General features: G+C 51.8%; 8 protein-coding genes. 2 read left to right on the plus strand and 6 right to left on the minus strand.

Annotated features, from left to right (window positions below; translation table 11 throughout):
• Position 1 precedes the first annotated feature (1 nt).
• Positions 2-1,690 (plus strand): dihydroxy-acid dehydratase, encoded by a 1,689-nt coding sequence (gene ilvD / locus AC1S52_RS24745; protein ID WP_482031708.1) that lies wholly within the window; start codon positions 2-4, stop codon positions 1,688-1,690.
• Between the two features lie 118 nt (positions 1,691-1,808).
• Here the strand turns inward: ilvD and AC1S52_RS24750 are convergent, their stop codons facing one another.
• The 6 genes from AC1S52_RS24750 to AC1S52_RS24775 all read right to left on the minus strand — a co-directional run bounded on the left by AC1S52_RS24750 (position 1,809) and on the right by AC1S52_RS24775 (position 11,207).
• On the minus strand, positions 1,809-4,106 hold the full coding sequence (locus AC1S52_RS24750; protein WP_482031709.1) for a hybrid sensor histidine kinase/response regulator: 2,298 nt from the start codon (positions 4,104-4,106) through the stop codon (positions 1,809-1,811).
• A gap of 9 nt (positions 4,107-4,115) precedes the next feature.
• Positions 4,116-4,559, minus strand: a complete 444-nt coding sequence (locus tag AC1S52_RS24755; protein WP_482031710.1) for a response regulator — start codon at positions 4,557-4,559, stop codon at positions 4,116-4,118.
• Between the two features lie 34 nt (positions 4,560-4,593).
• Complete coding sequence (locus AC1S52_RS24760; RefSeq protein ID WP_482031711.1) at positions 4,594-8,865, minus strand: PAS domain S-box protein; 4,272 nt, start codon at positions 8,863-8,865, stop codon at positions 4,594-4,596.
• A 136-nt stretch (positions 8,866-9,001) separates the two neighbouring features.
• Positions 9,002-10,264, minus strand: coding sequence for a HetZ-related protein (locus AC1S52_RS24765; RefSeq protein WP_482031712.1), 1,263 nt, complete (start codon positions 10,262-10,264; stop codon positions 9,002-9,004).
• 99 nt (positions 10,265-10,363) lie between these two features.
• On the minus strand, positions 10,364-10,504 hold the full coding sequence (locus AC1S52_RS24770; RefSeq protein WP_482031713.1) for a hypothetical protein: 141 nt from the start codon (positions 10,502-10,504) through the stop codon (positions 10,364-10,366).
• Positions 10,505-10,535: 31 nt separating this feature from the next.
• Positions 10,536-11,207 (minus strand): L-threonylcarbamoyladenylate synthase, encoded by a 672-nt coding sequence (locus AC1S52_RS24775; RefSeq protein ID WP_482031714.1) that lies wholly within the window; start codon positions 11,205-11,207, stop codon positions 10,536-10,538.
• A gap of 280 nt (positions 11,208-11,487) precedes the next feature.
• On the opposite strand from AC1S52_RS24775, the gene larC reads away from it, so the two are divergent.
• The gene (gene larC, locus AC1S52_RS24780; RefSeq protein WP_482031715.1) at positions 11,488-12,990 is read left to right on the plus strand and encodes a nickel pincer cofactor biosynthesis protein LarC; all 1,503 of its coding nucleotides are present in this window, start codon (positions 11,488-11,490) and stop codon (positions 12,988-12,990) included.
• Positions 12,991-13,075: the final 85 nt, after the last annotated feature.

A 13,075-nucleotide genomic window follows, 5' to 3' on the forward strand; every position in this document is an offset into this window, starting at 1 on the left:
CATGGCAGAGAACTTGAGAAGCCGGGTTGTGACACAGGGTGTGCAGCGATCGCCAAACCGCGCCATGCTGCGGGCAGTGGGTTTTAGGGACGAGGACTTCACTAAACCCATCGTGGGTATTGCCAATGGACATAGCACCATTACGCCCTGCAACATGGGAATCATGCCCCTGGCGCAACGGGCAGAGAGCGGCATTCGGGAAGCGGGTGGAATGCCTCAGATGTTTGGCACTATTACCATCAGCGACGGCATTTCGATGGGAACAGAAGGGATGAAATATTCCCTGGTGTCACGGGATGTGATTGCCGATTCGATTGAAACTGCCTGCATGGGGCAGAGTATGGACGGTGTGATTGCCATTGGTGGCTGTGATAAAAATATGCCGGGGGCAATGATTGCGATCGCCCGCATGAACATTCCTGGGATCTTTGTCTATGGCGGTACGATTAAGCCTGGAAATCTGAATGGGCAAGACTTGACGGTGGTGAGTTCCTTTGAAGCGGTCGGTCAATACAGTGCCGGAAAAATCAGCCATGAGCAGATGATGGATGTGGAACGCCACGCCTGCCCCGGTGCCGGTTCCTGTGGTGGGATGTTTACAGCAAATACAATGTCCTCTGCGTTTGAAGCGATGGGCATGAGTCTGATGTACTCTTCCACAATGGCAGCCGAGGATGCTGAAAAAACTGACAGTGCGGAGAAGTCGGCGGTGGTGTTGCTGGATGCGATTCGGAATCAGCGCTTGCCCCGTCACATCATCACCCGCCAGTCGATTGAAAATGCCATTTCGGTGATTATGGCGATTGGCGGCTCCACCAACGCAGTGCTGCACTTCCTGGCGATCGCCCATGCGGCTGGCGTGGAACTCACCTTGGATGATTTTGAAACGATTCGCGGGCGCGTCCCGGTTCTCTGCGACCTCAAGCCCTCCGGTCGTTATGTTGCCACCGATTTACACAAAGCAGGCGGCATTCCCCAGGTGATGAAAATGCTACTGGCTCATGGTTTGCTGCATGGTGATGCCCTGACCATCTCCGGGCAAACCGTGGAGGAACTGCTGCAAGATATTCCCGCTGAACCCCGCCCAGACCAGGATGTGATTCGCCCCTGGAACAATCCCATGTATGCCAGCGGGCACCTGGCAATTTTGAAGGGTAACCTGGCGACGGAAGGAGCCGTTGCCAAAATTACCGGCGTTAAGAAACCCCAAATTACCGGGACTGCCCGCGTGTTTGAATCGGAAGAAGCCTGTTTGGAAGCCGTTCTGGCGAATCAGATTAATCCCGGTGATATTCTGGTTATTCGCTATGAAGGACCCAAAGGGGGACCCGGTATGCGCGAGATGCTGGCTCCCACATCAGCAATTATTGGTGCCGGTCTGGGGGATGCGGTTGGGTTAATTACCGATGGGCGCTTCTCTGGGGGCACCTATGGCATGGTGGTGGGTCATGTGGCACCAGAAGCTTATGTGGGTGGGGCGATCGCCCTCGTCCAGGAAGGCGACTCCATCACGATTGATGCTCCCGCCCGTTTACTGCAACTGAATGTAACCGATGAGGAATTAGAGCGTCGCCGTGCCAGTTGGGTACCCCCCAAACCCCGCTATACCAGCGGTGTACTGGCAAAGTATGCAACCCTGGTCGCTTCCAGCAGCCTGGGTGCCGTCACCGATCTACAGGTGAAACCGTAGGAAGGCAGAGAACAGAAGGCAGAAGGCTATTGACCAATGACCAATGACTGCTGACTGCCTACAACCAACCAACAACTAACAACTAATCCCTCGGTACCCTATATTCGGTACCCATCTTTCACTTGGGCAAATGGAGTGCAAAACAACTACCACGCCCAAGTTCAGAGGTAACCGTGATATCGCCTCCATGCAGGTGGGCGAGTTTGCGTGCCAGAACTAACCCCAAACCCGTTCCCTGATATCTTCTGTCCAGTCCGCCATCCAGTTGCTGGAAGGGTTGAAACAGTTGGGAAAGCCCATCTTGGGAGATGCCGATGCCAGTGTCGATGACTTTGAAAGTGAGGAAGGAAGAGGGAGAGTGAAGGGAGGAACGGGTGGAGGGGTGAAGGAGTAGTCTTCCTTTTCCCGTTGGCTGGTCGCCCCCTTCCTCTTCAACCGTCAGCTTGACGGAGCCTACTTCGGTAAATTTGACGGCATTGGAAAGGAGATTGAATAGAATTTGCTTAAGGCGGCGACGGTCGGCGGTGCAGCTATCGATAGTCGGGGCGATCGCCAGAGAAACCTGTAATTTCTGGGCTTCTGCCTGTTCTTGAATCATCGCAATACAGGTGGCACAGAGTTCACGGACATCGACCGCTTCCAAAGTGAGTTCTTCCCGTCCGGCTTCAATTTTGGACAGGTCCAGCAGATCATTGATCAGTGCCAGCAGGTGCTCACCACAGGAGGAAATATTTTCGATGTACTGTTGTTGCTTTTCGTTCAGGGGTCCAAAGATTTGTTTCAGCAGCACGCTGGAAAATCCCAGGATGCCCGTGAGGGGAGTGCGCAGTTCATGACTCATGTTTGCCAGAAACTCGCTCTTAGACCGATTGGCGGCATCAGACAGCAATTTTTCTGCTTCCAACTCGCGGGTGCGGGCTTGGATGAGGTCTTCTAATCGTTCATAGCTTTGGGCGTTGTATAGGGCGATCGCTGCCTGATCGGCAATCCGACGTAACAGATGGATCTCATCTTCCCGGAAAGTACGGTAAGAGGTGGTGGTATAAAGATCTAACCCGCCGAAAAACTGTTCATGAATAAAAACAGGAACACTCAGCAGAGAGCGAGTCTGCCGCTGGTGAAACATCTCTAACCGGGTTGGGGTTTGAGGCAGGGTTGAGTAATCAGGAACATGGAAAATATGGCGGGCTTCTGCATATTGGGGCACATCAACCACATCAAACCAGCCCAACACGGGGGCGGTAAAGTCCAACATGGAGGCAACTTGTTTAGTAGCCAGCCACTCAGTCATCACCCGAATTTGCCTGGACTCAATCGCAAAGATGAGTGCCCGATCTACCCCAAAGCCTTCGCCAATTAGACGGACAATTTCCTGCAAAATAAAGTCAGGATCCAGACTGGAGTTAAGTACCTGCCCAATCTGATTGAGCAGTTGCTCTTGTTTTGCCTGCTGCTGCACCTGGCTAAACAGTTGCGCCTGGTGAATAGCGATCGCACACTGATCGGCGATCGCCCGCACCATAGAGATTTCATCAATAGTCCATGCTCGTTCGCGATCTTGCTGGTAGAGGCAGAGGCATCCCAGATGCTCTTGCTGGTACATCAGTGGCACCATCAGTAAAGCGCCTAACCTGTAGTGGGCGGCGATTTCCTGAAACCCCGCTTGCGTCATTTGCTCAACCGATCCCACAACCACCAGTTCTCCCTGGAGTAATGGCTCCTGATAATGGGAAAACGCTTCACAGGGTTGATCTAACAATGGCTGCCAGTCGTGGGAGGTGCGACTCACATTACGAACCACCATACTGTCGTTGGCACCGGGGCGAATAATGAGGCAACAACTGAGGTTAAGGGCATCATTCACCATATCCGTTGTCGTTTGCAGGACTTCGTCCAGAATCAGCGTTTCTCGCATTGCCTGCACAATCCGATTAATGATGACCTCGCGCTGTGCCTGCTGGTGAATCTGGGCGGTTGCCAGTCGTTGTTGGCGGCTGAGTTCAAATTCTCGCAGCGATCGCTCCAGCACCATTGGTAGGCGAAACAAGCGATCCTTCAGCACATAGTCCGTCATGCCTGCCTTGATGCAGTCTACCGCCGCTTCTTCTCCCAGACTACCCGTGACTAAAATCAGGGGAATCTGCTGCTCTGATTGTTGCAATATCTCCAGCACCTTATAAGCCGTAAACCCTTTCAGCCGAAAATCAGCAAGAACCACATCCCAGGGTTGTGCCTGCAACAAATGCCTGTAAGCCTCCAGGGTATCCACGACCTCCCAGATCACAGGAATATTTGCCGTTTCCAGGGTGAGAATCACTAATTCGGCATCGGCTGGCACATCTTCCACAATCAGCACACGCAAATGGTCCGACTGTAGCGATTCAGATTGTGACAGTGGCTCAGAACACCCACGCATAGAAAGTCGTCAGGCTAGGAATAAGGGGGGCTTATTTAGCTGCATCCAATACAAGCCAACTTGTTGAGCAACTTCGAGAAACTGCTGAAAATCCAGGGGCTTGACGATATAGCTATTAATTCCTAGATCGTAGCAAGCGTTCAGGTCGCTGTCTTCCTGGGAAGAGGTCATCGCGACGATAACCAACTTTCGAGTTCTGGGATGGGCACGGAGGGTTTGTAAAACTCGAATACCACTTATCTTAGGCAGTTTCAGGTCCAGCAACACCAGACGGGGGAGCGGACGGGTTGGGATTTCACCCTCTTGCCCTAGCAGGTAATTAAGTGCTTGCTCGCCATCAGAAACGACATCCATTTGGCTCAGGAAATGGTAGTCTCTGAGGGCAATCTGGACTAGCTCTACATCGTTGGGGTCATCTTCGATTAGTAGGATTTTGGCTGCTTCAGTATTCAACGCATCTTCACTCTTGACTGAGTTGATCCAACATTTAAGGTTCCCCACTCTTAAGATTTTCTTTAAATTTGAAATAAAAAGTTGCACCGCGATCGGGTTCACTCTCTGCCCAGATCATACCTCCATGTCGATGAATAATTCTCTGGACGATCGCCAAACCAATGCCCGTTCCTTCAAACTCTGATGAGGGGTGTAAGCGCTGGAAGGCTCCAAACAACTGATCGGCATAGTCCATCGAAAAGCCAACCCCGTTATCTCGGACAAACAGGCTGCCATCCGGCAGGGTGCCGACTTCAACTCTGGCAGGACAACGACCCCGGCTAAACTTGACGGCGTTTTCAAGCAGATTGGCAAAAACCTGTTGCAGCAGGGTGACATCTCCCATGACGGTGGGTAATTCGCCAATGATAAACTGAACCGATTGGGAGCAGGGTTTGGTAGGACACTCTGGTGTAAGGTTGCTTTCTGGTAAGCGTTCCAGGACAGACTGCACGAGAGGATTTAGATCAACCGGCAATTCTACCATTTGCCGTCGCCCCACCCGTGACAGGGTAAGTAGCCCGTCAATTAACTGCCCCATCTTAAAACTGCTGTCCTGAATCACGTTCAGGTAATGGGTAATTTGAGGATCATTGAGGCTGTTGTTTTGCTCCAATCGATTGTGGAGGGCGTTGACAAATCCACTGATGTGGCGCAGGGGAGCGCGTAAATCGTGGGAAACCGAGTAAGAAAAAGCATTCAATTCCCGATTTGAGGCCTCTAGTTGGGTTGTTCGTTCCGAAAGGGCGTGTTGGGTTTCGATCAGTTCCGTGTAGTCACGGGACATGCCCAACAGCGCATAGACTTGACCATTGGATTTTCGGATAGGAATTTTGAAGGTTTCAAAGTGATGGGATCCCTCGGTTAACAAGATAGTTTCCTGAGTATGCAAGATTTGCCCAGAGTCAAACACCTGCTGGTTCTGCTGGTAAAAGTAGGCAGTGTCTGTTTCAGAAAAACAGTCGGAAACGAGTTTGCCCTGAACCTGATCGCGATCGCGCTGCCCAATGCCCTCAACGAATGCCTGATTGCACAGGAGAATCCGCATCGTATCCCGTTCAATCACATAGATGTAGTCGGGCATGATGTTAATCAGACTGTCTAATTCGGCAGTTCGTTGAGCCAGCGCTTCCTGTGCCTGCTTGCGTTCGTCTTCGATGCGCTTGCGTTCCGTGATGTCCTCCACAATGCCCAGGATATAGAGAATTTCCCCAGTCTGGCTGCGAATGGATCGGGTGGTGAGGCTCCCCCAGATAATTTCCTGATTCTTTTTGATGTACCGTTTGACAAACTGGTAGCCAGGAATATCACCCTTGAGTAGGCTTTCCGCGTAGGGCTTTTCGGCATCCGCATCCTCTGGGTAGCTCATGGAGGGACAAGAACCTGCCATCAGTTCCGCTTCCGAGTAACCCAGCATGGTGCAAAAGAGGGGGTTGACCATTTTGAACCGATAATCTTCTGTGTTGGCAAGGGCAATGCCGACTGGCGCGCTTTCAAAAATTTGGCGAAACAGTTCTTCACTCTGTCTGAGGGCAACTTCAGTCCGTTGTCGTTCATGAATTTCAGCCTGCAACCGGGTATTTGCCCGATGTAGCTCCTGGGTGCGGGCTTCGACTCGCTGCTCTAGCTGTTCGTTGAGTTGTCTCAGGGCGGTTTCTGCCTGTTTGCGATCGCTGATGTCGCGATCGATCCCAATCAAACCAAAGGATTTTCCTTGAGGATCTTTCACCAGGGAAATGACCGTATCTGCCCAAAATGAAGTACCGTCTCGACGGCGTTGTTCATACTCCCCTTTCCAATATCCAGCCGCAAGCACCTGCCGAATCCGCTCTTTTTCCTGAGGCTGTGCCTGGGACTCCACAACAAAAGAGATAAAGGTGCCGATCGCTTCTTCAGCCGAATAGCCATACAATGCCTCTGCCCCCTTGCCCCAGTAAATGATGCGCCCCTCCAGATCCGTGGCTACAATCGACTCACGCACACTGTCGAGCAATTGTGCCTGGAAGCGGAGTTGTTCTTCGGCTCGTTTGCGATCAGTAATATCGGTGCTGGTGCCAATCCATTCCCGCACCTGCCCGTTGGGCGATCGCACCGGAACTCCCCGCGCCACGATGTAACGTTCTTCACCCTGAGGGTTCAAAATCCGATATTCCGCCTCGTAGGCTACCTCGTCGGCAACTGCCTGACTCCAGGCTTGCCAGACCCATGCCTGATCATCAGGATGAATCGTGTTGAGCCAACCATCATTTTTTTGGTCTGCATCCTTCTGCCCGGTAATGGCTAACCAGGTAGGAGTAACGGCTTTGGCTTTACCTTTGGCATCGGTCAGCCAGACTGCCTGCGAGGTTGCCACGACGAGCGATCGATACCGCTCTTCACTCTCACGCAAGGCTTCTTCTACCTGCTTACGTTCGGTGATATCCTGCACAATGCCAATCATCTTGACAGGAACGCCTGCTGCATCCCGAATCACATCCGCCTGTTCCTGGACCCAACGAATGCTGCCATCCGGGCGAATAATCCGATGATCAAGACTGTAAGGTTCGTTCCGCAGCACCGCTGCCTGACTGGCTTGCTCAACGGCTGCTCGGTCTTCTGGATGCACTCTTTCAAGGAAAGTTGCCACTTGACCATCAAATGTAGTGTCATCTAGCCCAAAAATGCGATAAACCTCGCTAGACCAGGACAATTGACCACTGCCCCCAGTATTGCTAATATCAACTGCCCAACTACCGATGTGGGCAACTTCCTGAGCTTTTTCCAGAAATGCCTGACTATTTTGTAGTGCCTCTTCAGTCCGCTTCCGTTCTGTCATGTCAATTGCCACCCCCCCAACCAACGGTTGGTCGTCGGGTGAGCCAGGAAGCGGGAATTTGTAAACTAAAAAGTGACCCAGGGTGCCATCTACGCGAGGAGTCACTTCGGTCGTTTCTAAAAATTGCCCTGTCTGGGCAACCCATCGATTATCAGCTATAAATTTTTGAGCCATTGCAGTCGGATAAACGTCAAGCAAATTTTTCCCAATCAGGTCCTGCTTGGGCAACTGGAACATGGAGAAATAGGTTTGATTGAGATAGAAAATATGACCCTGGGTATCCGTGATCCAACCGGAGGTGGGGCTGTTATCCATAAAGGCTTGAAAGCGGGCTTCGCTGGTGAGGAGGTCAGCCTCAATTTGCTTCAGTTTGCTGACATCAATGATGACCCCAATCATGCGGGTGGCTTTGCCACTGCCATCATAAATTCCCCGTCCTCGCCCCAACAGCCAGTGGATGCTGCGATCGGGGTAAATCACCCGGTATTCGGTTTCAAAGTCAGTATGGGTTTCCAGGGCATGGGCGACGGCTTGCTCGACCCGTTCTAGATCTTCGGGATGGACTTGCTGACGCCAGGTCTGATAGCTGACTTCTGCCGCTCCAGGCGATAAACCCAGCAAGCGAAGATGGTTCTCGTTCCAGGTCACGTCTCCGGTTTCAATGTTCCAGTCCCAACTGCCAATATGGTTAAATTCCAGGGTCAATTGCCGTTGCTCTTCGCTGTAGCGCAGGGCTGCCTCGGCTTGTTCCCGTTCCCGTCGTGCCGCTTGCTGGCTGCTGACATCTCGGACAATTGCCAGGACTTCATCTCCACCACAGGAAACAATGCGGGACTCATAGTCTCGTAAGCCTCCCGGTCTTAGCAGTTGATAATTATGGGTTTGTACCTCTCCAGTCGCCAGTGCCTGCTGAATCTTGTCCATAGCAGGGTTGGCAATATCGACTGGAAAGACTTCGGCGATCGCCTTTCCCAAAAAGGCTACGGGCGGCAATGCAGCATCAAAATCCTTTGCGACTTTGAAATCTAAGAACACCCCATCCCGGTTTATCCGAAAGATCATGTCCGGGATTGCATTCAGCAGAGCGCGGGTGGTGGCTTCGCTATAGCAGAGGGCATCTTCCACGGTTTGGCGATCGGCAGTGTCCTGGGCATCCCCAGCGATCGGCTCAACTTGCGGCTGGGTTAAGTACCTGTACAGTAATCCGGTAGTAACCAGCACTAGACTGAGACAGCTCAGGCTGTGCAGGTGAAGCGTCTGGGCTGGACTATACCCAAAAACCGGCATCAGCCCGATTGGAATAAGAGTCCACAGCGTGCCCACCAGACAATAAACACCGGCAAATCTAACCACCGGTGAATTGAGATAGCGGTGCTCAACTTTTGTAGGAAGGCATGAGTTGGGTAGGGGCTTTTCCATAAGGGCTGCCAAATCCTGAGTTGGTTTCTGCATTCATTATCTGTACCCCGATTGTATGGGGGAGATAACTGCAACACTAGTAAACTGCGGCGAAAGTTTGACACCCTCGTTCAGTGAGTGCAGAGTGCGGAATACATCCCAGATTCAGCACGCCCAAATTGGATGAGGTTTAGTTCTGATTTCTGGTTTGCCGTGCCAATTCCAGGAGTTGCCCCCAACGCTTTTGCAATTGTTTAAGCGTACATTTGAGCGTCTGCACAATCTCCTGGTCGGACGTGTGGGCTTGCTTTAGTTGCAGCAGGTGATGTTGTTCTGGGGAAAGCCGATCCAGAAAAATCTGCCATTGCTGAGTAGACAGCCCCAGGTTTTGATCCAGGTCTGCACCCAGCCATTGGTGAACTAACTTCCAGTTTTTGGAAAGGGTAAATTTTTCAACGTGATATTTGAAGCGTTGTTGCAGGTAGTCGCGCTGGCGAGGAGAAAGTCGCAAAATATCATCAATCTCTGGCGCTGAGAGATCTTGGAGCTTCAATACCAGGTAGTCAACGCAGTCATTTTGTCCTTGGGACTCCAAATAGCTGATCAGTTCCGAAATGACGCGATCGCGCAGGACGGCTTCCGATGGGGTATCGACCGTATCCATCACCATGTGTTCTCGCAACTGTTGAGCCAGGGGCGATCGGTTGTGGGATTCTGCCTCCTCACTCTTAGGAGACTCCAATGCCTGCTCAATGTCTACCGAAACTTCCAGGGGTTGACGCTTGCCAAACCGCTGGGAGCGTAGCACCACCAACTGCTGATTTTGTCCATTGGGCAGGGTAATGCGACGCTTCGCATACTGTTCAGTAAATGCCATGTACTCTGCCAGTTCCAGGCGGGTGCGGGGCTGATAACCGTCTGGCAGCTCATTTTCCCGTCGAAACGCTTTCAACGACTCGCTGTAAAACCCCTGGAGAAAATCTTCAATCAAGTTGTAGCGGGCTTGAAACCCTAGCTGCATTCGGCTAGGAGCGACATAGCGATAAACCATTGAACCCAGGGTGCTGTGCAGTTCTGAGCGCCCCCGACGGGAACCAAGCTGGTAGTAGGTCAGGCACTTTTGCAACCGGTGCCGTGCGAGAGACAGTTGCCAGGATCGAACCTTTCCGGATGTTTGAATGCGTCCACTCTTCTGACAGATGCGATCGACTTCAGCAGCAATGCGGGTTGCCAGGGTTTCTACGTTACTGGCAGAGGCTTTGACCTCAGAACTGAGTTCCCGTGAGAGAAGCTGGGTCAATGTTTCCAGATCGAGAAATTCGTCTGAGCTGGTTGCCAAGATGGACTCAGGCTCATAGGAAAACCCATTATCTGCAAGAGTATCCGCCGAGTCATCAAAGGACTGGTGGATGGGAGTGGTTGCTTTAGAACGGAAGGTAGATTCAATATTCATGGCTGGCAGTGCACTCAATGGAACCGTAGGACTTGCTGGTATCTCTCAGTGTCTACACGAAGAACTTCGTCCGCTACGGTTAGACCGGTGCTTGCTATGTCACTTTTTCAGGTGGTCACATAACCTGATGAGCACCATTGCCTGAGAATCACTCGACCAGGCGGGCTGATCCGGGTCAAATCCAATCAAATCAATGGCGTAGAAGCAGGCGATCGCCTCTCCCGAATAGCAACAACCCATTTCTCAGGCAGTGGACAGTTGGCAGGCTGGTTCAACCGATTTCAACACCCCAGGTAGATGCCTCCTCCCATCCTAGACCCCTCCGAACCAAAATGGGTTCCTCCGCCGTTAAATCGAGGATTGTAGAAACCTGAAACCCAGGCTCAGCACCGCTATCAACAATAATGTCTACCATTTTTTCTAGACAGTCAAATAGCTCATAACGGGTGGTATTGTGATGCGGTTTTCCCCCATTGCCCAATTCCTGGTCTTCATCAGCCAACAGGGGGGCGGAGGTCGAAATGATGGGATTGCCCAAGGCTTCCAATAACGACAGACAGATGGGATGATCGGGCACCCGGATTCCTGTACTTCGTCGTTTAGGACTCATCACTAGTCGAGGAACCAATTTGGTCGCTGGCAGCAAAAAGGTGTAGGGACCCGGAATCAGTCGCCGCATAATCCGATAAGCAGAATCACCCACAACGGCATATTGAGCAATATTGGATAGGGACTGACACAAAAAAGTCAGCGGCTTATCATTCGATAATTGCTTAATCTGACGCACTCGTTCCACAGCATTTTTGGAATAAAGATCACACCCGATCGCATAAACCGTATCAGTCGGGTACAACATGACCGCTCCACCCCGGAGCGCATCCCGGATTTGGTCTACGGTTCTAGCTTGAGGAGTATCTGGGTGAAGGGTGTAGAGAGTTGCCATGAGGTGAGGAGTAAGGAGTAAAGGGTGAGGGAATAGGTTATAGACAGGGGATAGTTGATATTGCTCTTTCTCAGAATTCAAGACCAGGAATGTTAGAAGAGGGTATCGAGAAAAAGCCTTCACTTAAAGTTCAGGAATGGGAAGATTGAAGTAACAGGAAAAGTTCTTCATTCATAAAGAATTTTTTGTCTATTTTCATCCTTTAGCCCTCATCCCTCATCCTTATAGCCTTCATCCCTCATCCTTTAGCCTTCAGCTTTTAGCCTTCTCTATTACGATCATGACTAAAATTGCCTACCTGGATTGCCCAACTGGAATTGCTGGTGATATGTGTCTGGGGGCACTTGTGGATGCAGGAGTCCCTTTCGATTACCTGGCTGAGGCTTTAGGGCGTCTGGGTATTTCAAAGGAGTATCGGCTGCGGGCAGAGCGCGTTCACCGGAATGGTCAGCAAGCAACCAAAGTTTATGTGGATTTGGTGCTTTCAGGTTCATCCGAGGATAGCTCTGAGGCTAAGGACACCGCTACAACAGCCTACCATCTCAGCCATCATGCTCACTCTGATACAGAGGTTCCTTCCGCATCGGATAACCTTCATCCGGCCCCTTTTTATGCACATAGCGATGATCCTAGCCATCATCCTGATGCCGCTTCCGCTGTTAATGGGCACACCCACCCTTCATCCACCCGGCACCTACCAGAAATTGAGCAGATGATTTTGGCGGCGGGGTTTCCCTTAAGGGCTGAGGTCTGGAGTTTGGCAGTGTTTCGCCAATTGGCAGAGGCAGAAGGGGCAGTACATGGCATTCCACCCGAACAGGTGCATTTCCATGAGGTGGGGGCGACGGATGCAATTGTCGATATTGCAGGCACCTGCCTGGGACTGGACTGGTTAGGTGTGGAGCGGATTTACTGTTCGGCGTTGCCAGTCGGGGGTGGAACTATTCGGGCAGCCCATGGTCGTTTACCAGTCCCGGCTCCGGCTGTACTCAAGTTATTTGAATTACGCCAAATCCCCCTCTACAGCAACGGGATTGAGCGAGAATTGGTAACCCCTACCGGGGCAGCGATCGCCACCACCCTGGCAATTCAATTTGGACCTCCTCCTTCAATGACCTTACTGCGAGTTGGCTTAGGCGCAGGTTCGATTGATCTGCCGATTCCCAATCTTCTGCGTCTGTGGATTGGGGAAAGGGGGCAGGGCGCAAAGGAGCAGAGGAGCAGAGGAGTAGAGGCGCAAAGGAGCAGAGGTGAGCAATCCGCCATACCCCACATCCCACACCCCGCCCACTCTCCACAAGAAACGATCGCCGTTCTCGAAACCCAAATTGATGATCTCAACCCCCAGGCAATTGGATATTTGTATGAAGTGTTGTTTGCGGCGGGAGCAGTAGATGTGTTTACGCAGGCGATCGCGATGAAAAAATCACGACCGGGCACGTTGCTAACGGTGATTTGCCATCCTGAGGATGCGATCGCTTGCGAAGCTGTGATCTTTCGAGAAACAACGACATTGGGCATCCGACGCTCCACCCAGCAGCGGCAGGTCTTACAGCGTGAACTGCAACCAGTCCAAATCGAGTATGGCAGCGTTCGGGTAAAAATTGCCTGGGCAGAAGACAGCAACAAACAGCAGCCCCTCAATGTGCAGCCAGAATATGAGGACTGTGCTCAAATTGCCCGCCAGTACGCTATTCCCTGGCGAGAAGTCTATCGACTGGCATTACAGGCGTGGTATGGCAGGCAACAGGGGGCAGGAGTGAGCGGTCAGGTTGGAAAATGATAGACTCCCGTTTTCTGAAGCGTAACTCCCAGCATTGCTTTGCCAATCGGCATATCGCGTTTTTGAATCCAGTGAGGTACGTGGA

Source organism: Kovacikia sp. CALU 1929 (assembly GCF_056784235.1).